The sequence below is a fragment of the Dolosicoccus paucivorans genome (genome assembly GCF_900100125.1).
Taxonomy (GTDB): Bacteria; Bacillota; Bacilli; order Lactobacillales; family Aerococcaceae; genus Dolosicoccus; species Dolosicoccus paucivorans.
The window spans coordinates 31,415-55,361 of sequence record NZ_FNEL01000003.1 but is presented as its reverse complement, the minus strand read 5'-3'; the positions used below and the strand labels follow the sequence as shown (position 1 = coordinate 55,361).

Sequence of the window (23,947 nt, the reverse complement as noted above, 5' to 3'; positions counted from 1 at the left end):
TTTTGGTGGGGGTTTTTCTATATTTTTTAATGAAATTTGATATAATGAAGCCGTAGGAGGTGGCAAGATGGATCGTCTTTATTATGAGACGTTTAATTCACCTATTGGAGCACTATACGCAGTAGCGAGTCACACTCATCTTTACTACTTACAACCGGTAGAATATAGTGAGGACGCACTGTACATTCAAAAGCTTCAAAGATACCAAGGTGAGATTCGGCAACAAACAACGCCTTTATTTTTGACGTTACAACGCCAATTAGATGACTATTTCCAACAAAAAAGACAACGCTTTTCTATTCCTCTAAAAGGAGTAGGAACAGACTTTCAACGCCAAGTTTGGCATGCTTTAACTCACGTTGAGTACGGTCAAAGATCATCTTACAAGCAAATAGCTCAACAAGTCGGTCGGCCTAAAGCGTATCAAGCCGTTGGAAGTGCGATAGGAAAGAATCCCATATTGATTTTACAACCTTGCCACCGCATATTACCTTTAAATGGAACATTAGGCGGCTTTAGTGCTGGGGTTCAGCGTAAAGAATATTTATTAACATTAGAATCAATAATTTAAGGAGAGATTGAATGACTCATTTAACAGATATTGAAATTGCTCAACAAGTAACTCCCAAACCCATTAACGAAATTGCTCAAAAAGCTGGGGTTCCAGAAGATGCCTTAGATTTATATGGCTCTTACAAAGCTAAAATTGATGTACGTGCTTTGCAAGATCAGCCAGCTTCTAAAGGCAAATTGATTTTAGTGACAGCCATTTCACCAACTCCGGCTGGTGAAGGAAAAACGACAATGTCTGTTGGGTTAGCAGATGGTTTAAGTTATATCGGCGAAAAAGCGATGCTTGCTTTAAGAGAACCTTCCTTAGGTCCTGTTTTTGGGATGAAGGGTGGCGCAGCCGGCGGAGGGTATGCACAAGTTATTCCTATGGAAGACATTAACTTACACTTTACCGGAGACTTACACGCGATTGGTGCAGCGAATAACTTATTAGCAGCCATGATCGACAACCATATCCACCACGGCAATGCTTTAAATATCGATACCCGTTCGATTTCTTGGAAACGTGTGGTTGATATGAACGACCGTCAGCTTCGTCAAATTGTGGACGGATTAGGAGGAGCCACTAACGGTGTGCCGCGTGAAGACGGCTATGACATTACCGTTGCTTCTGAAATTATGGCGGTGTTATGTTTAGCTGAAGATTTAAAAGACTTAAAAGAACGACTATCATCAATGGTTGTTGCATATAACTTCGATAAACAACCTATTACAGCCGGTGATTTAAAAGCTGCGGGTGCTTTAGCAACCTTATTAAAAGAAGCGATTAAACCAAACTTAGTTCAAACTTTAGAACAAACACCAGCTTTAATTCACGGCGGACCTTTTGCGAATATTGCTCACGGATGTAACTCGGTTGTTGCGACTAAAACAGCGATGCACTTAGCTGACTACACGGTTACTGAAGCAGGATTTGGGGCGGATTTAGGTGCTGAGAAGTTTTTAGATATTAAAGGTCGTATGGCTGGCATTCGCCCTGACGCAGTAGTTGTTGTAGCAACGGTTCGCGCATTAAAAATGCACGGCGGGGTGAAAAAGACAGATCTAAAAGAGCCAAACCCACAGGCAGTAAAAGACGGTTTACCAAACTTGATGCGTCATGTGGATAACTTAAGACAAGTATACGGCTTAAATGTCGTCGTCGGAATTAACCAATTCACTTTCGATACTCAAGAAGAACTAGATGTGGTGTTACAAGCATGTGCTGAAAAAGGCATCCCTGTAGAAGTTGCTGACGTTTGGGGCGAAGGCGGAAAAGGAGCTAGCGACTTAGCAAAACGTGTTGTCGAATTAGCCAACCAACCTCAAGAAGAAGTACGTTACGCTTATGACTTGGATACAACGATTCAAGAAAAATTAGACACGTTAGTTAGCCGCATTTATGGTGGTAATAACGCTAAGCTATTACTTGCTGCAAGACGTCAAGCTCGTCAATTAGAAGAGCTAGGTTACGGAAACTTACCTATTTGTGTAGCTAAAACTCAGTATTCATTCACTGACCAAGCTGGTCGCGTCGGCGCACCGACTGACTTTGATGTTACGATTCGCGAGTTAAGACTTTCAGCAGGAGCTGGCTTTATCGTCGCCCTCGCTGGAAATATTATGACGATGCCAGGTTTACCAAAACAACCCGCAGCCGAGTCCATTGATATCGATGTGGAAGGAAATATTACTGGATTGTTCTAATCCGCCAGAAAAGGAGTGCTTCGCGCATTCCTTTTTTTATTTGTCGCTTAATCTTGATAGTTATATTATGGGGAATTTGGTATACTATTACAGATACAATAGAGGAGGATTTGTTGATGAAAGAATTAGCGATTGAACAATTATATAAAACTTACGGCGTCAAAAAATTAGCCGAAGGCGTTGACTTATCCATAAAAACAGGCGACCGCATTGGGCTAATTGGACCCAACGGAACCGGTAAAAGTTCTCTTTTAAAAGTTATTGCCGGCCTTGAGGGGTATGATAGTGGCCAAATTTTAAAACCGAATGACTACACGATTAGTTATTTAGATCAAAATCCTGTCTTTGACCCCGATAAAACTATTCTAGAAACGATTTATGATAGTCCGGCACCTTTAGTTCAACTTGTTTTACGTTATGAAACGATTCGTCTACAACTAGAGGACAATCCACAAGATGAAGCGCTTCAACAATCCTTTATGCGTATGAGTGAAGAAATGAGTGAAAAAGGTGGCTGGGACGTAGAAACTAAAGCTCGAACAATACTTTCTCAGCTGGGTTTAACACAACTTAATCAAACCTTAGGCGAAAGTTCCGGGGGACAACGCAAGCGAGTTGGGATCGCCCAAGCGCTCATCGCCTCTTCAGACTTACTCATTTTAGATGAGCCGACAAACCACCTAGACGTTGATTCTATTCAATGGCTAGAACGTTATTTATCTAATTACCCAGGGGCTGTTTTACTCGTCACCCATGATCGTTACTTTTTAGACCGCGTCGTTAATCAAATTGTTGAATTAAGACACGGCAAATTAACGTATTATAAAGGGGCTTACCAAGATTATTTAGAGCAACGAGCTGAACGAGAAGCACTTCAAGCTCGGATGCAAGAAAAAGAAGACCGTCTATTTACGCAAGAGTTAGCTTGGATGCGTACAGGAGCCAGAGCTAGAACGACTAAACAACAAGCACGGATTGACCGCTTTGAGTCTTTAAAAGAAAACATTCAATCTCGCGACCAACAAGATCGAGATATCGAATTGGACTTTTCTCAACAACGCATCGGAAACCAAGTGATGGAGTTAGAAGATGTGACTGTTGAAATCGGCGGTAAAACAGTGGTGAAAGATTTAACTCACGTGTTTGTTAAAGGTGATCGTGTTGGTATTATTGGAGACAATGGAGTTGGAAAGACAACCTTTTTAAACGTTTTAGCCGAACGCTACCCTGTCTCTAATGGAGTGTATAAAGTCGGCCAGACGGTACGTTTTGCTTATTACCGCCAGTTGGATGAAGATTTACCCGGCGATAAGCGTATTTTAGAATATTTAAGCGATGTGGCGGATAACTTTAAACGTCCCGATGGAACAACAGCCAGTGCTGCGCAAATGCTAGAGCGTTTCAACTTCGATCGTCATAGCCATGGGGTGACTATTGATACATTGTCCGGCGGGGAAAAACGTCGTTTGTACTTACTTAGCTTACTTATTCAAGAACCCAACGTTTTATTATTAGACGAGCCGACGAATGATTTAGATATCGACACGTTAACTATTTTAGAAAGCTATTTAGAAGACTTTAAAGGCGTTGTCGTAGTCGTCTCCCATGATCGTTATTTCTTAGATAAAACAGTCCATCAACTGTTAGATATTAAAGGTCACGGAGAGTTTGAGTGGTATTGGGGTAGTTACACTGAATATTTAGAAACAGTGAAAACAATGACCTCTAAACCAAAACCCGTTAAAGAAGCGACAGCGGTTGAAAAAGTAAATGAAGAACCAAAAGAAGATAAACCGCGCCGAATGACTTATCACGAGAAGAAAGAATGGGCTGAACTACCAGATTTAATCGAAAAGTATGAAACGATGCTTGACGATATTTCTAACAAAATGAACGAATCAGGAAGTGACGCTGGCAAGTTAATGGAACTTCAAGAGCAACTAGAAGCGACTGAGATGTCTTTAATGGAAGCCTATGAACGGTATGAATTTTTAGAACAATTGTCAATGTAGAAAGGTGAAATGAATGGCACAAGTGTATAAAGATTTAATCGAGACGATCTTAACTAAAGGAGAAACACGAAGCGATCGTACAGGTGTCGGTACGACGAGTTATTTTGGTTACCAAATGCGTTTTGATTTACAAAAAGGGTTTCCTCTTTTAACGACTAAACGTGTTCCGTTTCGCCTCATTGTTAGCGAACTGTTATGGTTTTTAAAAGGGGATACAAATATTCGTTATTTACTAGAACATAATAACCATATTTGGGATGAATGGGCGTTTGAAAATTATGTTAAAAGTGACGACTATACAGGACCTAATATGGACCAATTTGGGCTGCGCACTTTAGAAGATGAAGCCTTTAATGAAGTGTATCAACGCGAAATGAAAAAGTTTCAAGAACGTATTTTAACTGACGACGATTTTAGTCAAAAATATGGTGACTTGGGTCCTGTTTACGGTAAACAATGGCGCGATTTTAACGGGGTAGATCAAGTTAAACAAGTGATTGAGCAAATTAAAGAAAATCCTTACTCAAGACGTCATTTAGTCGTTGCTTGGAACCCGGTAGAAGTCGATGAAATGGCTCTACCTCCTTGTCATACATTGTTCCAATTTTATGTCCAAGACGGGAAACTGAGCTGTCAATTGTATCAACGAAGCGCCGATGTATTTTTAGGAGTGCCTTTTAATATCGCTAGTTACGCTTTATTAACTCATTTAATTGCGCGAGAATGTGGACTAGAGGTTGGAGAATTTATTCATACCTTTGGGGACGCTCATATTTATAGTAACCATATAGATGCAATCAATACATTAATGGAAAGAGATCCTAAGCTTTACCTACCTTAGTTATTGATTCTGATCAGTCAATTTTTGACTTAGAGTCTGAAGATATTAAAGTAGAAGGCTATCATCCTCACGGTCGCATCACTGCGCCGATTGCGGTCTAAGGAGGTCAATGAATGATTACACTAATTTATGCTCAAGACCGTCAAGGCGGGATTGGGAAAGATAATAAAGTGCCATGGCATTTACCCAATGATTTAAAGTTTTTCAAAAAAACAACGATGGGTCATTCGATTTTAATGGGACGTAAAACCTTTGAATCGTTGAACAAACGCTTATTGCCAGGACGGCAGTCAATCGTATTGACTCGAGATGCAAAGTACGGTCAAGATATTGAAGGATTGAAAGTAGTAAATTCTTTGGAAGAAGCGTTACAATACGCTGAAAAAGAGCCCCTAATGGTCATTGGTGGCGCTCAAATTTATAAAGAGTTTTTACCTTATGCTGATGAAATTATATGCACTCAAATTGATGAAACCTTTGACGCTGATACGTTTATACCACCTATTGATGAAACGAAATGGCAACTGGTTCGTATTGAGCCAGGTAAAGTAGACCCTCAAAATCCATATGCCCATCAGTTTGAATGGTGGAAGAGACGATAAAAAATAACCTTCTAAAAGTTTTAACTTCTAGAAGGTTATTTTCGTTAGATGTAATGCCAAATGCTGACAAACATGAAAGCTGCACCGGCGATAACAAATAAATGCCAAATAATGTGCATCCATTTAATGGATTTCATACGATAAAAAATCGTGCCCACAGAATACATAATACCCCCTAAAGCGAGCCACACAATGCCGTATAAAGGAACGGATTGGTATAAAGGATAAATAATAAATAGCGCAAGCCAACCAAGAAGTAAATAAAAGAAAGTACTCAGTCTTGGATATTTATCAAGAGTGACTGCTTCAAAAATAATGCCAGCAATGGCTAACGTCCAAATTAAAGTTAAAAACGTCCAACCTAACCGACCGCCAATCGCAAGCATTAAATAAGGGGTATACGTTCCTGCGATTAATAAGTAGATCGAGCTATGATCTAATTTTTGGAAGAAATTTTTATATTGAGTAAAACTAAAACTGTGATAAAGAGTAGAATTTAAAAATAAAATAAATAAACTGACTCCATAAATACTAAAGGCCGTAATGGCTAACGTATTATTGTCTTTAATTGCTTTTAAAATAAGAAAAATCATCCCAACAACACTTAACGCCGCAGCGATACCGTGGGTTGTTGCGTTTAACACTTCTATAATAATATGATACCGACGATTGAATGAGTGATTCATAGGAACCCTACTTTCTTAAGATGGTCTATTAAGTATAGCACAGAAGAACGCAAAAAGCAGTATCCCTTTTTGGACTTAACTACATACAAAGCGCGACACTTCTGATATAATAACAGTACAAACTAAAGAAGGGAGTCATTTATGCAACTCAGCTTTTATAGTTTTATTATTCGCTTTGTGGATAAAGATGCCGATGATCCGCGAAGTCGATTAGCCAATGCGGTTCATGAAGATTCAACTTTTCCAAAGCATACCGAAGATTTTGAAGAGATTACGCAACATTTAGAAATGGATAGTCGCTATTCAAGGCTACTTTCAGCCTTTGACGATGCGTGGTCTGATTATCAATTAAATAAATAAAATTTTAAAGGAGACGATAACATGAGTGTACATATTGGAGCAGAAAAAGGTCAAATTGCTAAAACAGTTTTATTCCCAGGTGACCCACTACGTGCAAAATATATTGCTGATAACTTTTTAGAGGATGTGGAGCAATATAACACCATTCGTAATATGTTTGGTTATACAGGAACGTATAAAGGCGTTCGTGTATCTGTTCAAGGATCAGGAATGGGAATTCCTTCAGCGATGATTTATGCTGAAGAGTTATACACATTGTATGATGTTGAAACAATTATTCGTATCGGTTCAGCTGGAGCGATGCACGAAGATATTAACATTCGTGATATTGTCATTGCTCAAGGTGCGACAACCGATTCAAGTGTATTAGAGAACATTTTTGAAGGTCAAGTATCTTTTGCGGCGTTAGGAAGCTTTAACGTGTTAGATACGGCTTACCACTTAGCACAAGATATTGTAACGGACAACCGTGTAATTGTGGGTAATATGTTCTCAAGTGACCGTTTCTACAACGATGAAATTAACACTAAAAAACTAGCTGACTACGGCGTTTTATGTGTGGAAATGGAAGCAGCAGGTATTTATTCAGTGGCTGCTAAACATAACCGTCAAGCTCTAGCAATGGTAACAATTAGTGACCATTTAGTTACAGGTGAAGAAACAACAGCCGAAGAACGCGAAACGACTTTTACACAAATGATGGAAGTTGCGCTTGAAACAGCAGTTAAACTAGACAAAGAAGCAAAATAAGAAAGGGTAGGATGGAATGACCACATCCAACGAACAAATAAACCCTGAACAAACAATAAAGGATGCTACTACTAACAAGTGGCATCCTTTATTCAAATTAGGGATCACTGCTTTAGGGCTGTCCTTGTTTTTTATTGTTGGCTTTATAACGGGACGCTATAGCGAGAAATGGATTCAACCAATATCTACTACGCCAACACAACAATTGACTCAAGAAGACATTAACGCTTTTCAAAGGCTTTACGGAACGATTCAAGCTAACTACATTGAAGAGATCGATAAAAATCAGCTCCTTGAAGGGGCCATGAGTGGCATGGTCAATGCATTAGGTGACCCTTATTCTGAGTTTTTAAACGCTTCTCAATCAGAAGTGTTTGATGAAGCAGTGACGGGATCCTTTCAAGGAATTGGGGTAGAAATTGTTTCTAAAGATGGGCAAATTATGATTGTCAGTCCTATCGATGATACGCCAGCAGAAAAGGCCGGCTTAAAAGCAAATGACATTATTTTAGCAGCTGACGGAACAGAATTAAACGATATGTCCACCCATGAAGTGGTGCAACTAATCCGTGGTGAAAAGGGAACGAGCGTTGAATTAAAAATAAAACGCGCGGATACAACTTTTGACGTAACGGTAGACCGAGCTGAAATTCCTATTATTAGTGTCAAAGCTGAACTCGATGAAGAAGACCCAATGGTAGGGATGATTCGTGTTAGCCAATTTGCTGGAAATACCTACGACCAACTAGTGGAAAGCATTAAACAACTTAAAAAAGAAGGTGCGACATCCTTTGTTTTTGATTTTAGATCAAATCCTGGCGGGTTGTTAGATCAAGCGATGAAGATTAGTAATATCTTCTTGGAAGAGGGTCAAACGATCTTTCAAATTGAAGAAGCTAACGGTCAAATAGAGTCATCTAAAGCGACTAAAGCGCTAGGAGACTTTAAAATGGCTGATCCATATGTCGTTTTAGTCGACGAAGGAAGTGCCAGTGCGAGCGAAATTTTTGCCGGGGCCATCCAGCAAAATACTGAGCATCAAGTTGTCGGAACCAAAACCTTTGGTAAAGGAACGGTTCAAACGATGGCAGCGGAAAATGAGTATGGTGAATTAAAGTTAACGATTGCTAAATGGCTAACTCCAAACGGCACATGGATTCATCAAGAAGGAATTGAGCCTGATGTTGAAGTTGACAATGACCCTGTTGCTCACGCTTTATTTTTAAATGATGAAGAAGTGTATCAAAAAGGTGATTACGGGGAGTTTGTCGATACAATTATTATGATCTTAAATGCGTTAGACTATTCCGTTGAAGAAGCAAATATCTTTGACGAAACTGTTGAAAAACAAGTTAAAGCCTTTCAAAAAGATCATGATTTGGAACAAACCGGGCAAGTAACCGGTGAGACGGCTCGACAATTAATGGAAGAAACAAGAAATTATTTACAAGCTAACGATGTCCAATATAAAAAGGCATTGGAAGTATTAAAGGAGTCAAAAAGTGAATAAGATACCTTTATGGGTCCAACGACTTATTCACGGGTTATTTTTAGTATGTGTCGCGCTCTTATTATGGATAGGAGGGCGACATTACTTTGTTCAACCCTTTATTGTGGATGGGTTTTCAATGGAGCCCACTTTATATGATGGTGAGTATGTTTTGATGAAGCCGACGACAGATATTAACCGGTACGATGTGGTTGTCTTTAATGATCCAAGGTACTCATTTGATAGTTATGTTAAACGCGTTATTGGTCTACCGGGAGACCATGTGAGAGTAGAAAATAATCAATTATATATTAATGATATACCGATGAAAGAGCCGTATTTACAACACCGTGATGAAGAAGATCCTAACTACACCCTAGATTTTAACTTATGGCAAATTACTGGAGAAGAAACGGTTCCTTTAGATCATTATTTTGTTTTAGGAGACAACCGTCCTTTTTCAGGAGATAGTCGTCAGTTTGGCTTAGTATCTATCGACGATATTAAAGGAAAAGCAATTTTTATTTTAAGTCCAACTGAACACTTTGGACCGTTAATTCAATATGAAGCAACGAATACATTAGGAAGGAATGATGAAATTGTCTCAAACAATTCAATGGTTCCCGGGACATATGGCCAAAGCCCGTCGGGAAGCAACTGAAAGAATTCAAATGGTAGATGTGGTGATTGAATTGGTGGATGCACGTATCCCTGAATCAAGCCGCAACCCAATTGTTCAAGAAATTATTGGCCAAAAACCTTCGGTCATTGTTTTAAATAAAATGGATTTAGCAAACCCACAAGATACTAAACGTTGGATTCAAACTTATCAAGAACAAGGAATGCACGCCATAGCGATCGACGCTCAGCACAATAAAGGGCTAAACGCTTTAAAAAAACTACTTCAAGACATTATGAAGCCCGTTCATGAAGAACAACGTAAAAAAGGCGTGAAACCTAGAGACATTCGTTTAATGATTTTAGGTATCCCCAACGTTGGAAAATCGACTTTAATTAATCGATTTGTTGGCAAAAACCAAGCTATTACAGGAAATAAACCGGGGGTAACTAAAGCTCAGCGCTGGTTAAAAGTAGGTCAACAATTTAGTTTACTAGATACTCCTGGAATTTTATGGCCTAAATTTGAAGATCCCGATGTCGGCAAAAAATTAGCCATTACAGGAGCTATTAAAGATCAACTACTCCATATGGATGACTTAGCCTTATATTTATTAGATCGATTAGTAGACGCTAACCCGGAAGCTTTAAAGCGTTATAATATTTCACAAAACGATATCGATGCTTTATCCACTGTCGATTTATTATTGCTAATTACTGAAAAAATGGGTTTACGAGAAGATTATGACGAAGCAAGCTTTCGCATCATTCATGACTTTAGAAGTCACCGCTTAGGTTCACTCACTCTTGACCCGCCTTATGAAAGTGTGTCTTATGAAGGATAAACTGACAGTTCAACAAATAAAAAATCAACTTCAAGAGATTACTAGTTTAACGGATCCTTTTATTGAAACAATTTCAAATGATCCACGAAAAGGCGTTCAACAAGCTATTAATAGTCGGAAGCGTCAATTAGAACAATTAGCTTTAGACAAAAAGGAATACGATCAAAAATTAAGCTATGAACGTCAATTATGGCTAACCCATCCTTTTGTTGCTGGTGTTGATGAAGTCGGGCGAGGTCCTTTGGCCGGTCCGGTTGTCGCAGCGAGTGTTATTTTACCCACTGACCCTCAATTACTTATTGGTGTTAACGATTCAAAGCAATTGTCTAGAGTAAAACGACAACACTTTGTTGACCTCATTAAAAAAGTTGCTTTAAGTTATGCTGTAGCAGTCGTGGACGCTCCGATCATTGACGAACTCAATATTTATCAAGCCACTCGATTAGCGATGAAGCAAGCAGTTGAACAGTTATCCCTTCAACCGGACGCCTTATTAATTGATGCGATGATGATTGAAAGTGATTTGTTTCAAAAGTCACTGGTTAAAGGAGATCAGCAGTCCCTTAGTATTGCTGCTGCGAGTATTTTGGCAAAAGAATACCGGGATCAAATAATGAGAGAGTACCATCAAAAATACCCTCAATATGGTTTTGATCGTCATATGGGTTATGGAACTAAGGAGCATTTAGAGGCTCTTAAGGAGTGGGGGCCATGCCCGATTCACCGTTATAGTTTCGATCCAGTAAAAAAAGTTAAAAAATAAAAATGGAATTCAATCATTTTTGTGTATCTATATATAGAGGTGATTGAAATGAAACTAACAACAAAAGAACAATTATTATTTTTAGCCCTCCATCAATTTTCATATCGTGAAAGTTGGAGTTATTTAAAGTATTTAAAAGATCATGAACTCATGAATCAACCTTTGGAACTAAAAGAGTGCCAAGAGATCATCGAAGATTTGAAAGTACAACAATTATTAAGAGTTCAAACAACTGTTAACTTTTTAAATTATCAATCCTTTAAAAATGTAATAGATACGTTAGAGGAACAAAGTATTTCTATCGTTGATCACGATTACCCCAGGCAATGGCTTTACATCCACCAGCCTCCTTTAATTGTGTTTTATAAAGGACATAAGGAATTATTAAATAAGCCACTTGTGAGTGTCATTGGAAGTCGAACGTTAAGTCCTTATGGACAAAAAATGGCGCATTTAATTTCGTCTCAGTTAGTTCAACATCAAAATGTTATTGTTTCAGGTTTAGCGAACGGGGTCGATACGATTGCTCATGAAGCAGCTAGCCAATATAAAGATCAAAGTACCATTGCGATCTTACCCAACGGACTTAATCAATGTTATCCTAAAAATAACGCACCCCTTCAAAAGCGTATTGAAACGTATCATTTAGCATTGAGCGAGTACTTACCTCATATTTGTGCTAGAAAACATCAGTTTGTGATGAGAAACCGTCTAGTAGCTGGATTAGCTCCTATTGTAGTTGTGATTGAAGCGGCAAAGAAAAGTGGCAGTTTAATTACGGCTAACTATGCGCTTCAATTTAATAAAGAACTGTTCGTTTTGCCAGGGGAAATTACTAATCCAATGGCTCGCGGAACAAATGAACTAATTAAAGCTGGAGCAACGCCCATCACTCAAATCGACAAACTAGTCACGGAAGTGACAGCTTTACAAAACCTATGGAAAAATTAGTTTATTATCAAATTAATTTGACACAGGAACTTCTTTTTAATATGATTGGTTACGATTTTAGAAATAATTCCAAGTATAACCAATAGATAACAATAAAAGGAGTGGATGGAGCAATGGCTTATAAATATCTTGTCATTGTCGAGTCGCCTACTAAAGCTAAAACCATTGACCGTTACTTAGGTCGTAATTATAAAGTAGTCGCCAGTAAAGGACATTTAAGAGACTTACCTAAAAGCCGTATGGGCGTTGATGTAGATAATAATTTTGAACCGGATTACATTACCATTAGAGGAAAAGGACCGACAGTTAAAGAGTTAAGACAACTCGCCAAAAAAGCTGAAAAAGTCTATTTAGCTGCCGACCCGGATCGCGAAGGAGAAGCAATTGCTTGGCATTTAAGTCATTTATTAAAATTAGACCCCGAAGCGTCTAACCGTGTGGTTTTTAACGAAATTACTAAAGATGCGGTGAAAGAAGCGTTTAAAGAACCAAGACAATTAGATAAAGATCTTATTGATGCCCAACAAGCACGCCGTATTTTAGACCGCGTGGTAGGGTATTCTATCTCGCCATTATTATGGAAGAAGATTAAAAAAGGTCTCAGCGCTGGACGTGTTCAATCAACCACGTTAAAGATGATTATTGACCGGGAAAATGAAATTAAAAACTTTAAACCCGAAGAGTATTGGAAAATTCCAACTATTTTCAAAAAAGGAAAAGATACCTTTGAAGCAGACTTTTACGGCGTAGACGGCAAAAAGCAAGAGCTAAATGACGAAGAAGATGTTAAAAAAGTGATGGAACGTCTAGATACAAAAGCGGACTTTACTGTTGCAAATATTGAAGAAAAAGAACGCCGTCGTCGTCCTAATGCTCCATTTACAACCAGTACGATGCAACAAGAAGCCTCTAGTCGTTTGAACTTTAGAACGAGTAAGACGATGATGGTCGCCCAACAATTGTATGAAGGGGTTAAAGTAGGCCGTCAAACGGAAGGTTTAATTACTTATATGCGTACAGACTCTACCCGCATCTCTCCGATTGCCCGTAAAGCAGCGAGTGAATTTATTACTAAAACTTACGGTAAAGAGTATTTAGGAAAAGGAAGTTTTACAAGTAAACAAGGTGCTCAAGACGCCCACGAAGCGATTCGTCCAACAAATCCTAACTTAACTCCATCTGATGTTGAAGATGCATTGTCTAAAGATCAACTGCGTCTATATTCATTAATTTGGGGACGTTTTATGGCAAGCCAAATGTCTCCGGCGGTATTTGATACGATTCGTGCGGATATTGAACAAAACAATGTTCAATTTAGAGCCACTGGATCGCGAATTAAGTTTGAAGGATACTTAAAAGTTTACCCATCTAACCAAAATAAAAACAATTATTTACCTGCATTAGCTTCGGGGGATACAGTTAAAGTAGATAAAATTGAACCTACTCAACACTTTACTCAACCACCAGCTCGTTATAATGAAGCGAGTCTAGTTAAAGCGTTAGAAGAAAAAGGCATCGGACGACCATCTACCTACTCTCCAACAGTGGAGACATTACGTAAACGTTACTATATTAAACAAGTAGCGAGACGTTTTGAGCCAACTGAACTAGGTGAAATCGTTAACGACGTTATGATCGAATTCTTCCCTGATATTGTAAACTCAGAATTTACAGCCGAAATGGAGCAAAAGTTAGATGAAATCGAAGAAGGAAAACAAGCTTGGATTAAAGTACTCGATGAATTTTACCAACCCTTCGAAAAAGAGTTAACGAAAGCTGAAAAAGAAATGGCCGAAATCGAAATAAAAGACGAACCGGCTGGGTTTAAATGTCCTGTGGATGGAGGGGAAATGGTCATTAAAATTGGCCGCTACGGTAAGTTTTACGCTTGTAGCAACTTCCCTGATTGTCGTCATACTGAAGCAATCGTTAAAAAAATTGGCGTCAAGTGTCCAACCTGTCAAAAGGGTGAAGTAGTCGAACGTAAATCGAAAAAGAATCGCATTTTCTACGGCTGTGACCGTTACCCTAAATGTGAATTTGTCTCCTGGAACAAACCTCTTTCCAGAAACTGTCCTGTATGTAATCATTACTTAGAAGAAAAAGTCACTAGAAAAGGTAAAACCGTTCTGTGTTCTAACTGTGATTACAAGGAAGAAGAATAATTTTTTAGAAAACGAGTAGCGCTAGCTAGTCGTTTTCTTTGTCGTTAATATTTTCTCCAATAGATAAAAGTGTTAAAATCAGATAAAAAATTGTACAATAGAATGAAAGACTAGATCACAAAGGGGTACATTATGAAGGTATTGATTGATCAATTTATTCAATATATTCGTACAGTGCGTCGCTACTCCGAGCGTACCATCACTGCTTATGAACGAGATCTTAATGAGTTTTATTGCTTTTTAAAAGAAACAGGCGATAGCGATATAAAGTCATTAACTTATCAAGACATGCGCTATTATGTTGCTTTTTTAAGCAACAAAGGTTTATCTAGAACGACCGTTGCTAGAAAGTTATCTACTTTACGTTCCTTTTTTAATTTTTCTCTACATAAAGGATGGGTTGATGCTAATCCTATGCAGTTAGTAGAGTATCAAGTAAAAAAGGAAAGCTTACCTGAATATTTTTATGAAGATGAAGTGATTCAAATTTTACATGCAGCGAATGATCCAAAAGATGAAGAGCGCTTAAAGCATTTAGCGATTATAGAAGTACTCTATGCCACAGGCATTCGTGTGAGTGAGTTGTGTGATTTAACACTTGATCAGATCAATCAAACATCCCATTTACTTCGCGTAATTGGGAAAGGAAATAAAGAACGAGTGGTGCCAATCTCAAGACGTGCTTTTGATTCATTGATGTGCTATATTGACGAAGAACGTCCGCAAATTAATACTAAAAACTCTAATTATGTTTTTTTAACTAAAAAAGGGTTGCCGATGATTCCCGATTATGTTAGATATTATTTTACACGCCTTTCACGAAAAAAAGGACTGAATATGGCAATCTATCCTCATAAATTTAGGCATACGTTTGCGACACATCTTATTAATAATGGAGCTGATTTACGTTCAGTTCAAGAAATGTTAGGACATGAAAATCTCAGCTCAACTCAAATTTATACCCATTTGTCGAAAGAACATCTTCGACAAAACTATCTTGCCTTCCACCCACGAGCGCGGAAGGAATAAGGAAAGGACGAACACATTTATGACAACAATTTGTGCAGTCAAAAAAGACCAACAACTTGCGATGGCAGGAGACGGACAAATTACGATGGGTGAATCGACGATTATGAAAGGTTCAGCCCGCAAATTAAGACGTATTTATAATAATGAAGTGATTGTAGGATTTGCTGGTGGCGTGGCCGATGCGATCACTTTATCAGAAATGTTTGAAGATAAATTAAAAGCTCACCAAGGCCAGCTAGTTCGAGCTGCCGTTGAAGTGGCTAAACAATGGCGGACAGACCGCACCCTACAAAAACTAGAAGCCTTACTTATTGTAATGAATGATGAACAATTGTTGCTAGTTAGCGGAACTGGAGAAGTCATTGAACCAGATGATGGTATTTTAACTATCGGCTCGGGAGGTAATTTTGCCTTAGCGGCGGCTAGAGCGCTTAAGCGTTCAGCTAGTGATTTAACAGCTGCTGAGATTGCTGAACAATCATTAAAGATTGCTAGCGAAATTGATGTTTATACAAACGATTCGATCATCGTTGAGGAATTCAATCACTAGAAAGGTGGACGAATGAATGAAACATTTAACAGCCAAAGAAGTTGTTGAACGTTTAGATCAATACATTATTGGTCAAAATGAAGCTAAGCGTGCCGTAGCGGTCGCATTAAGAAACCGCCTAAGACGTCTGCGCTTAGAAGATGAAATAAAACATGAAGTAAAACCTAAAAATTTACTTATGATTGGCCCCACAGGAGTAGGTAAGACGGAAATCGCTAGACGATTAGCCGATTTAGCTAATGCTCCTTTTATTAAAGTAGAGGCGACTAAGTATACTGAAGTAGGCTATGTAGGACGAGACGTAGAGTCAATGGTTCGAGACTTAGTTGAAAACAGCATTCGCCTCATTAAAAAGACTAAACACGAAGAAGTTCATGAAGAAGCCAAAGAAAAAGCCATTAAACGTTTAGCGAAAACACTAAAACCAGGTGAAAAGATCGAAAAAGACTCTCCTTTCTCAGATGTACCTCAAGGAAGAATGGATCTTTCGAATTTATCAGAATATTTAACGAAAATGATGGGGCAACCGGATCTAGGTCAAGACGAAGAAGTAGTGACTGAAGAAGTAGCCCGTTCACGTCGTCAAATTGCCCAACAAATTCGCCAAGGTGACTTGGATGAAATGGAAGTGACGATTGAATTAGAAGAAAAGAAAATACAATTAAGTAGCGTTAATCCAGCCATGGAACAGATGATGGAGATGCAAGAAAGCCTAGACGCTTTACGCCCTAAAAAGAAAATCAAACGAACCTTAATAGTAAAAGAAGCACTTAAACTATTAATAGAAGAAGAAGCTGACAAGCTAATTAATCAAGATGATATAAATCAACAAGGACTTAAATTAGCCGAAGAAAGTGGTATCATTTTTATTGATGAGATTGATAAGATTGCCACTAAAGGCCAACAATCCGGGGAAGTAAGCCGTCAAGGTGTTCAACGAGATATTTTGCCAATTGTTGAAGGAAGCCAAGTTCAAACTAAGTACGGTATTATTAACACCGATTATATTCTTTTTATTGGAAGTGGCGCTTTTCATATGTCAAAACCAAGTGACTTAATTCCTGAACTACAAGGACGTTTTCCAATCCGTGTTAACTTAAACGATTTAACGAAAGAAGATTTCCAACGTATTTTAAGTGAACCAAAGAATGCTTTAATTAAACAATATCAAGCTCTATTGGCTACAGAAGAGGTTCATGTAACATTTACTGATGAAGCGATTGATCGTATGGCAGAATACGCTGTTTTGTTAAATGAGACGACAGATAATATTGGCGCGCGTCGTTTGCATACTATTTTAGAAACAGTCTTAGAAGAATTATTATTCGAAGCCGATGCGATGCCTTATACTGACATCGAAATTACTAAACAATACGTGGAACAACGTTTAGAAAAGATTGTTGAAAACCGCGATTTAAGTCAATATATTTTATAATAAGAAAATGAAAGGGGTTTGCCAGTGATTACTTTAGCCAATGATTATTTAACCGTTCAAATTGACCCAAAAGGCGCAGAAATTCGTTCCGTCATTGATAATAAGACAGGTTATGAATTTATGTGGCAACAAGAAAATAACTACTGGAATCGCACAGCTCCTGTTCTTTTTCCAATAGTTGGAACGTTAAAAGATAATACTTATTATTATAAAGAAACAGCATATCAATTATCTCGACATGGGTTTGCTCGAGACTTGAATTTTGAAGTTCAAACAGTTACAGATAATTCAGCCACCTTTTATGTTAAAGATGGTGACGGACAAGAAGGCACTGTTGATACATTATCTTCTTATCCTTTCGAGTTTAGTTTTCAAATCTCTTATGTACTATATGAAAATCAAGTGACTGTAACTTATGAATTACTCAATCCTTCAAATGATGAAACGATTTATTATAGTGTAGGTGGGCACCCAGCTTTTAATGTCACGACTGACGAAAAAGGCGACTTTAAAGAAGCAGCGATTGTATTTGAACCAAGTGGGCCCTATTTAAAATACCCATTAACAAAAGAAGGATTACTCAATCGTCAAGACGAACGATATGTGCCGTGCGATTTACGTCTTCTAACGCGTAAAGACTTTCGAGATGATGCTTGGGTCTTTTTAACAGGTGAAGAAACGACAGCGATTTTAAAAGATTATTGTGAAAATGTTGAAATTCGTATGAATTGGAGCCGTATGCCGTTTTTTGGAGTGTGGACTCCTTTTGATCAACCGGCGGGTTTCATTTGTTTAGAACCGTGGGCAGGAGTTGCTGATGTAGTGGATACCGATCAACAACTCATTAATAAATACGGAATTGAGCGACTAACACCGCGAAATATTGCTACTCACGACTATACAATGACTTTTACGAAGAAATAAATAAGACCCCTCCTAAATGGAGGGGCTTTATTATTTTTGAGGAGAATTTAAACCAAAATTAATACGACGCTCTGTTTTGTTAACGAGACGTTTAATATTATCTCGGTGTCGGTAAATCATAAATAAAGCAATCAATAAAAATCCTACGCTAGCCGTTACATTATTAGATGTCAGTAACATGATGAAACAAGTTAAAGTGTAACTCAACATAGCTGATAAACTGACAGTGCTTGTTAAAAATAAACAAATTAATAACAAAATAGCCGACGTTAAACCATAGAAAAAGTGAAAGCCTAATAAAGCACCGATCGATGTGGCGACAACTTTTCCTCCTCTAAATTCTGCAAATAAAGGATAAGCATGACCAATCACTGTAGCTATCGCTACGCCAATAACAATCGGATTATTGGGTGAAAGTAGTAGGCGAGCCACTAGAACAGGAATCCAACCTTTTAATACATCCACTGCTGCGACAATAATAGCTGCTTTTGCTCCAAAGTTTCGGCCCACATTCGTCGTTCCACTATTGTGGCTACCTAATTGCCTTACATCAATGTTATGTTGGATTTTAGAGTACCAAACCCCCGTAGGGATTGATCCACTTAAATAACCTATTAATATGTATATAAATGCCAAAATCAATGTTCCTCCTTAACGGTAGTCCTTTATATTTTACCTCAATTCACTAAAATATAAAATACTTATTTGATTCACTAATTTTCTTAGTTTCTTTACAAAAAGATTCTTCTTAAGTTATAATGGAGAAAGAAGAGCGAAAGGATGACCAAATCGGTTGTCCTATTTTTTTGCGAAGATAGGCGAACATTTATTCGTATATTTTTAAAAATGATTGACCTATCAATAAATATAACATAATATAAAATCGTTAATTTATTATCGAGGTGAGGATATGGTTGCAAAAAAAGCAACGATTCAATATGACGATCAAGCAATTCAAATTTTAGAAGGCTTAGAAGCCGTTCGCAAACGTCCGGGGATGTATATTGGTTCAACGGATCAAAAAGGATTGCATCATTTAATTTATGAAATTGTCGATAACGCGGTGGACGAAGCGTTATCAGACTTTGCTGATAAAATTAAAGTCCATATATATAAAGACGGTAGCGTTGAAATTAGCGATAACGGCCGGGGGATGCCTACAGGACAACACGAAAGTGGCGTCTCGACCATTCAAGTTATTTTCACGGTGCTACACGCAGGCGGAAAGTTTGGACAAGGAGGCTATAAATCAGCCGGAGGACTTCACGGAGTAGGAGCCAGTGTTGTTAACGCTTTATCTTCTTGGTTAACAGTTCGCGTCCAGCGAGAGGGTTATTATTACTCAATGCAGTTTGAAAAAGGTGGACACCCCGTAGGTGACTTAAAGAAAACAAAAGCACCTAATAAGACTGATCACGGAACTAGTGTTCATTTTATGCCGGACCCAGAAATTTTTGGTCAAGCACAAATCGATACAAGTGTCATTTCAGAACGCTTAAGAGAATCAGCCTTTCTTTTAAAAGGGTTAAGTATTCAATTAATTGATGATCGCACTGAGTATGATGAAACTTTTTTATTTGAAGAAGGTCTTATTGACTTTATTAAATATTTAAATGAAGAAAAAGATACTTTAGGCGATATCGCAAGCTTTACCGGTACAGTAGATGGTTTTGAAATTGATTTTGCGATGCAATATAATGATGGCTACTCAGAAACTATTTTATCTTTTGCCAATAATGTTCGAACTAGTTCAGGCGGGACTCACGAAACAGGCATGAAGACCGGAATGACAAAAGCATTTAACGAATACGCAAGACAAGTGGGTCTTTTAAAAGAAAAAGATAAAAACTTAGAAGGCTCAGACGTACGAGAAGGATTAACTGCTGTCTTATCTCTTCACATTCCAGAGTCTTACTTACAATTTGAAGGCCAAACGAAAGAACGTCTAGGAACTCCTAAAGCTCGTGGCTTAGTGGATAAATTCATTAATGAGAATTTGTTCGCTTATTTAAATGAAAATGGCTCTTTTAGTCAAATGATCTTAAGAAAAGCCATTAAAGCGCGTGAAACAAGAGAAGCTGCCAGAAAAGCAAGAGATGTTGCTAGAAGTGGCGCTAAGCGTAGCCAACAAGAGCGTTTAATTTCCGGTAAACTAACCCGAGCTCAGTCAAAAGACACTTCTAAAAATGAACTCTACTTAGTGGAGGGGGACTCTGCAGGAGGATCAGCTAAATTAGGTCGCGACCGAAAATATCAAGCGATTTTACCTCTGCGAGGAAAAGTGATCAATACTCAGCGAGCCTCTATTACTGAAATTATGAAAAATGAAGAGATCAATACAATGATCTACGCGATCGGTGGAGGTGTTGGACCAGAATTTGATTTAGATGCGGTCAACTACGATAAAGTTATTATTATGACCGACGCGGATACGGATGGAGCTCATATTCAAGTCTTACTTTTAACCTTTTTCTATCGTTATATGAAACCCTTACTTGAAGCAGGTAAAGTATATTTAGCGATGCCTCCTTTATATAAAGTTTCAAAAGGACGAGGTAAAAAAGAACAAGTAGAATACGCTTGGACCGATGAAGAATTAGCTGAAATAACTGCTAAAATGGGCTCAGGATACGTACTTCAACGCTATAAAGGTTTAGGGGAGATGAATGCGGACCAATTATGGCAAACAACGATGGATCCCCAATCTCGTTTACTTATTCGCGTCACCTTGGACGATGCAGCCGTAATTGAACGTCGTGTTACGACTTTAATGGGGAATAAAGTAGCCCCGCGTCGTAAATGGATCGAAGAAAACGTTCAATTTACAATGGATGAAGAAGACTCTTTATTAGAAGAATCAAATCACGTTTCATCAATTGCCCAAGAAGAATTAAAAGCGACTGCTACTAATACGGAAGAAACCCGTTTATTTGATGCGGATGATTATACAACGATTGTAAAGGAGGAGGAATAAAATGGCTCAACATGAGACAATTCAAGAAATGTCTTTAGCAAGTGTCATGAGTGATCGTTTTGGAAGGTATTCGAAATATATTATCCAAGACCGTGCTTTGCCGGATATTCGAGACGGTTTAAAGCCTGTTCAGCGCCGAATTTTATACGCGATGTATCAAGATCGTAACTTATCTAGCCAACCTTACCGAAAATCCGCTAAAACAGTCGGTAACGTTATCGGTAACTATCACCCTCACGGGGATAGGTCAGTCTATGAAGCAATGGTTCGTATGTCTCAAGACTGGAAATTGCGCGAACCACTCATTGATATGCATGGAAACAACGGAAGTATGGACGGCGACCCGGCAGCAGCGATGCGTTATACAGAAGCTAGATTATCGCCAATTGCTGAAGAGTTACTTCAAGATATTCGTTACCAAACGGTAGACTATGTCTTAAACTTTGATGATTCATTAGAAGAACCCGTCGTACTACCCGCTCGGTTTCCTAATCTTTTAGTCAATGGAGCGACAGGGATTTCAGCCGGTTATGCAACAGAGATTCCGCCTCATAATTTAAATGAAGTTATTGACGGCTTGATCTATATGCTAACTCATAAACGTATTACGTTAGATAAAATTATGGAATTTATTCCAGCCCCAGATTTTCCAACGGGTGGAATCATTCAAGGATTTGAAGGTATTAAGAAAGCTTATGAAACGGGCCAAGGACGAATTGTCGTCCGATCAGTGACAGAAATTGAAAAACTTCGCGGAAATAAGTCCCAAATCGTCGTCACTGAACTACCTTTTGAAGTGAATAAATCAAAACTGATTCAAAAAATTGACGATATTCGTCTTCAAAAGAAAGTGGATGGAATTGTTGAAGTAAGAGATGAATCAGACCGTCAAGGTTTGCGACTTGTGATTGAATTAAGAAGAGAAGTTGACGCTCAAGGCATTTTAAATTATTTACTGTTAAACACCGAATTACAAGTAAATTATCATTTCAATATGGTTGCGATTAATCATTTACGTCCAGAAGTGGTTGGCTTATTAGATATTTTAAATGCTTATATTGAACATCAACAAGAAGTGATCACTCGTCGTACGCAATTTCAATTAGATCAAGATAAAAAGCGTCACCATATTGTTGAAGGTCTTATTTATATGATGTCTATTTTAGACGAAGTGATCGAAACGATTCGTCAAAGTAACAATAAACAAAATGCAAAAGATAATTTAGTGAATCGTTTTGAATTTAGTCAAGACCAAGCTGAAGCGATTGTTTCTCTCCAGTTATACCGTTTAACTAACACCGATATTGTGGCTCTAAAAGAAGAGCAATTAGAATTAAATGAACGTATCCATACTTACGAAACGATTTTAGCTGATGATCAAACGCTTAATAAAGTGTTAGTGAATGAACTACGTGATATTAAGAAACGTTTTTCCACTGACCGTCGTACGCAGTTAGAAAAGAAAATTGAAGATATTAGTGTGGAACAACACGTAACAGTTCCTGAAGAACAAGTTTATGTATCGGTAACTAAAGAAGGTTACTTAAAACGAACTAGTTTACGTTCCTTTGGAGCGTCGGATACAATGGATTTAGGTAGCCGTGAATTTGACTATCCATTATTTATTAAAGAATTAAGCACCCACGATGCGATTGTAATTATCACCAATAAAGGAAATTATATTCACTTGCCCGTTCATGAACTGCCCGATATTCGCTGGAAAGATATGGGTATTCACTTATCCCAACATTATCAATTAGAAGACGGCGAACAAATCGTTAATGTCTTTGTAGCACTCGCCGATGAAAAAGAGTCAGAGGATACTTTAGTCTTTATGACGAAAGAAGGTATGATCAAGCAAACTTATCTTCATTTGTTTACAACGTATCGCAGTTATAAGACACGAACAGCCGTTGCCATCAATTTAAAATCTAAAGACGATGAAGTTGTCGCAGTTCACCACGCTAAAGAAGGCGTTAAGTATCAAGCGGTAATTTTAACTAAAGATAGTTATGGTTTAACTTATGATTTAAACGAAGTTAACCCAGTTGGTTTAAGAGCAAGAGGCGTTATTGCGATTAATTTACATGAAAATGACTCGGTCATTAAAGGATTTATTATTGACCAATCAGTTGAACGTCCGCAACTTATGTTGCTTACTCAAAGAGGAAATATTAAGCGAATGGATCTATCGGAAGTTGCTACGGCTGGACGCGGCAGTCGAGGAATGACCTTACTGAAACACGTTAAGTCCAACCCGCATGAATTAATTGATGCGATTGCTTTAATTAATCCAAAAGTTCCGATTATCGTTCAATTTGATACAGGAAAAGAGCTTCAATTGGAAAGTACGGATATTAATATTACGCCCCGTTTAACAAACGGAACCGCGCTAGAAGCAAAGGATGCTGGAAAAGTACTCAACATGCATGTTGCTCGATTGACATTATTAGATGATTAAGGGATTTAAAGCAGGTTTGAAGCTAAAAACCTGCTTTTTTATTTTGTACTATAACAGATTTAATTTTGTTCCTATAACAGATAAGGGAGTGAGATAGGTGGAGTTAGAAACCGTTGCCATTCCTATAAAAGCACTCATTAGAGATTGGTTAATTAAAAGATTCATTTCACAAAATGGCATAATATAATACAAAAAATAGTACAGTTTTATATAACCATTAAACAAAATACGTT

Annotated in this window: 20 protein-coding genes and 1 pseudogene; 19 read left to right on the top strand and 2 right to left on the bottom strand. The window is 38.1% G+C overall.

Annotated features, from left to right (window positions below; genetic code table 11):
* The first annotated feature begins 67 nt into the window (after positions 1-67).
* The 5 genes and pseudogenes from BLR79_RS01140 (at position 68) to BLR79_RS01120 (ending at position 5,714) form a co-directional block, all read left to right on the top strand.
* Positions 68-571, top strand: a complete 504-nt coding sequence (locus BLR79_RS01140; protein WP_092084036.1) for a methylated-DNA--[protein]-cysteine S-methyltransferase — start codon at positions 68-70, stop codon at positions 569-571.
* An 11-nt stretch (positions 572-582) separates the two neighbouring features.
* On the top strand, positions 583-2,259 hold the full coding sequence (locus BLR79_RS01135; RefSeq protein ID WP_092084034.1) for a formate--tetrahydrofolate ligase: 1,677 nt from the start codon (positions 583-585) through the stop codon (positions 2,257-2,259).
* Between the two features lie 116 nt (positions 2,260-2,375).
* Positions 2,376-4,271, top strand: a complete 1,896-nt coding sequence (locus tag BLR79_RS01130) for an ABC-F family ATP-binding cassette domain-containing protein (protein WP_092084032.1) — start codon at positions 2,376-2,378, stop codon at positions 4,269-4,271.
* A gap of 13 nt (positions 4,272-4,284) precedes the next feature.
* A pseudogene (locus BLR79_RS01125) lies at positions 4,285-5,213 on the top strand (thymidylate synthase).
* A gap of 12 nt (positions 5,214-5,225) precedes the next feature.
* Positions 5,226-5,714, top strand: a complete 489-nt coding sequence (locus BLR79_RS01120; RefSeq protein WP_092084030.1) for a dihydrofolate reductase — start codon at positions 5,226-5,228, stop codon at positions 5,712-5,714.
* A 44-nt stretch (positions 5,715-5,758) separates the two neighbouring features.
* Here BLR79_RS01120 and trhA read toward each other — a convergent pair whose 3' ends face one another.
* Complete coding sequence (trhA, locus tag BLR79_RS01115) at positions 5,759-6,400, bottom strand: PAQR family membrane homeostasis protein TrhA (RefSeq protein ID WP_092084028.1); 642 nt, start codon at positions 6,398-6,400, stop codon at positions 5,759-5,761.
* A 141-nt stretch (positions 6,401-6,541) separates the two neighbouring features.
* On the opposite strand from trhA, the gene BLR79_RS01110 reads away from it, so the two are divergent.
* The 12 genes from BLR79_RS01110 (at position 6,542) to BLR79_RS01055 (ending at position 18,279) form a co-directional block, all read left to right on the top strand.
* Positions 6,542-6,760, top strand: coding sequence for a YozE family protein (locus BLR79_RS01110; protein ID WP_092084026.1), 219 nt, complete (start codon positions 6,542-6,544; stop codon positions 6,758-6,760).
* A 21-nt stretch (positions 6,761-6,781) separates the two neighbouring features.
* Complete coding sequence (gene deoD, locus BLR79_RS01105) at positions 6,782-7,510, top strand: purine-nucleoside phosphorylase (protein WP_092084024.1); 729 nt, start codon at positions 6,782-6,784, stop codon at positions 7,508-7,510.
* A 16-nt stretch (positions 7,511-7,526) separates the two neighbouring features.
* Positions 7,527-9,020, top strand: coding sequence for a S41 family peptidase (locus BLR79_RS01100; protein ID WP_092084022.1), 1,494 nt, complete (start codon positions 7,527-7,529; stop codon positions 9,018-9,020).
* Complete coding sequence (gene lepB / locus BLR79_RS01095) at positions 9,013-9,660, top strand: signal peptidase I (RefSeq protein ID WP_092084020.1); 648 nt, start codon at positions 9,013-9,015, stop codon at positions 9,658-9,660. The genes BLR79_RS01100 and lepB overlap by 8 nt, the downstream gene beginning before the upstream one ends.
* The gene (ylqF, locus tag BLR79_RS01090; protein ID WP_234970756.1) at positions 9,632-10,462 is read left to right on the top strand and encodes a ribosome biogenesis GTPase YlqF; all 831 of its coding nucleotides are present in this window, start codon (positions 9,632-9,634) and stop codon (positions 10,460-10,462) included. Before lepB ends, ylqF begins: the two co-directional genes overlap by 29 nt.
* Complete coding sequence (locus BLR79_RS01085) at positions 10,452-11,225, top strand: ribonuclease HII (protein ID WP_092084016.1); 774 nt, start codon at positions 10,452-10,454, stop codon at positions 11,223-11,225. The genes ylqF and BLR79_RS01085 overlap by 11 nt, the downstream gene beginning before the upstream one ends.
* 48 nt (positions 11,226-11,273) lie before the next feature.
* Positions 11,274-12,176, top strand: coding sequence for a DNA-processing protein DprA (gene dprA, locus BLR79_RS01080; protein WP_092084014.1), 903 nt, complete (start codon positions 11,274-11,276; stop codon positions 12,174-12,176).
* Positions 12,177-12,289: 113 nt separating this feature from the next.
* On the top strand, positions 12,290-14,341 hold the full coding sequence (gene topA / locus BLR79_RS01075) for a type I DNA topoisomerase (protein ID WP_092084012.1): 2,052 nt from the start codon (positions 12,290-12,292) through the stop codon (positions 14,339-14,341).
* A 132-nt stretch (positions 14,342-14,473) separates the two neighbouring features.
* Positions 14,474-15,370: a tyrosine recombinase gene (locus tag BLR79_RS01070; protein ID WP_092084010.1), complete on the top strand. Its 897-nt coding sequence runs from the start codon at positions 14,474-14,476 to the stop codon at positions 15,368-15,370.
* Positions 15,371-15,389: 19 nt separating this feature from the next.
* Positions 15,390-15,920 (top strand): HslVU peptidase proteolytic subunit, encoded by a 531-nt coding sequence (hslV, locus tag BLR79_RS01065; protein ID WP_092084008.1) that lies wholly within the window; start codon positions 15,390-15,392, stop codon positions 15,918-15,920.
* Between the two features lie 16 nt (positions 15,921-15,936).
* A complete protein-coding gene (gene hslU, locus BLR79_RS01060; protein WP_092084006.1) occupies positions 15,937-17,355 on the top strand; it encodes an ATP-dependent protease ATPase subunit HslU in 1,419 nt (472 codons plus the stop codon).
* Between the two features lie 24 nt (positions 17,356-17,379).
* A complete protein-coding gene (locus tag BLR79_RS01055; RefSeq protein ID WP_159427555.1) occupies positions 17,380-18,279 on the top strand; it encodes an aldose 1-epimerase family protein in 900 nt (299 codons plus the stop codon).
* A 30-nt stretch (positions 18,280-18,309) separates the two neighbouring features.
* On the opposite strand, the gene plsY is transcribed toward BLR79_RS01055, so the two are convergent.
* Positions 18,310-18,915, bottom strand: a complete 606-nt coding sequence (gene plsY / locus BLR79_RS01050) for a glycerol-3-phosphate 1-O-acyltransferase PlsY (protein ID WP_092084002.1) — start codon at positions 18,913-18,915, stop codon at positions 18,310-18,312.
* 274 nt (positions 18,916-19,189) lie between these two features.
* Here plsY and parE point away from each other — a divergent pair, with 274 nt between their 5' ends.
* Together parE and parC are read left to right on the top strand one after the other, a co-directional pair.
* Positions 19,190-21,253 (top strand): DNA topoisomerase IV subunit B, encoded by a 2,064-nt coding sequence (gene parE, locus BLR79_RS01045; protein ID WP_092084000.1) that lies wholly within the window; start codon positions 19,190-19,192, stop codon positions 21,251-21,253.
* A 1-nt stretch (position 21,254) separates the two neighbouring features.
* Positions 21,255-23,714: a DNA topoisomerase IV subunit A gene (gene parC / locus BLR79_RS01040; protein ID WP_092083998.1), complete on the top strand. Its 2,460-nt coding sequence runs from the start codon at positions 21,255-21,257 to the stop codon at positions 23,712-23,714.
* The last annotated feature ends 233 nt before the right edge of the window (positions 23,715-23,947 follow it).

What these genes read in the sequence shown, in the direction of transcription:
- BLR79_RS01100 (WP_092084022.1), top strand. Translation starts at nt 7,527, where the DNA reads ATGACCACATCCAACGAACAAATAAACCCTGAACAAACAATAAAGGAT.
- ylqF (WP_234970756.1), top strand. Translation starts at nt 9,632, where the DNA reads ATGGCCAAAGCCCGTCGGGAAGCAACTGAAAGAATTCAAATGGTAGAT.
- BLR79_RS01120 (WP_092084030.1), top strand. Translation starts at nt 5,226, where the DNA reads ATGATTACACTAATTTATGCTCAAGACCGTCAAGGCGGGATTGGGAAA.
- BLR79_RS01085 (WP_092084016.1), top strand. Translation starts at nt 10,452, where the DNA reads ATGAAGGATAAACTGACAGTTCAACAAATAAAAAATCAACTTCAAGAG.
- BLR79_RS01110 (WP_092084026.1), top strand. Translation starts at nt 6,542, where the DNA reads ATGCAACTCAGCTTTTATAGTTTTATTATTCGCTTTGTGGATAAAGAT.
- hslU (WP_092084006.1), top strand. Translation starts at nt 15,937, where the DNA reads ATGAAACATTTAACAGCCAAAGAAGTTGTTGAACGTTTAGATCAATAC.
- parC (WP_092083998.1), top strand. Translation starts at nt 21,255, where the DNA reads ATGGCTCAACATGAGACAATTCAAGAAATGTCTTTAGCAAGTGTCATG.
- parE (WP_092084000.1), top strand. Translation starts at nt 19,190, where the DNA reads ATGGTTGCAAAAAAAGCAACGATTCAATATGACGATCAAGCAATTCAA.
- topA (WP_092084012.1), top strand. Translation starts at nt 12,290, where the DNA reads ATGGCTTATAAATATCTTGTCATTGTCGAGTCGCCTACTAAAGCTAAA.
- BLR79_RS01130 (WP_092084032.1), top strand. Translation starts at nt 2,376, where the DNA reads ATGAAAGAATTAGCGATTGAACAATTATATAAAACTTACGGCGTCAAA.
- trhA (WP_092084028.1), bottom strand. Translation starts at nt 6,400, where the DNA reads ATGAATCACTCATTCAATCGTCGGTATCATATTATTATAGAAGTGTTA.
- BLR79_RS01140 (WP_092084036.1), top strand. Translation starts at nt 68, where the DNA reads ATGGATCGTCTTTATTATGAGACGTTTAATTCACCTATTGGAGCACTA.
- hslV (WP_092084008.1), top strand. Translation starts at nt 15,390, where the DNA reads ATGACAACAATTTGTGCAGTCAAAAAAGACCAACAACTTGCGATGGCA.
- dprA (WP_092084014.1), top strand. Translation starts at nt 11,274, where the DNA reads ATGAAACTAACAACAAAAGAACAATTATTATTTTTAGCCCTCCATCAA.
- deoD (WP_092084024.1), top strand. Translation starts at nt 6,782, where the DNA reads ATGAGTGTACATATTGGAGCAGAAAAAGGTCAAATTGCTAAAACAGTT.
- BLR79_RS01135 (WP_092084034.1), top strand. Translation starts at nt 583, where the DNA reads ATGACTCATTTAACAGATATTGAAATTGCTCAACAAGTAACTCCCAAA.
- BLR79_RS01070 (WP_092084010.1), top strand. Translation starts at nt 14,474, where the DNA reads ATGAAGGTATTGATTGATCAATTTATTCAATATATTCGTACAGTGCGT.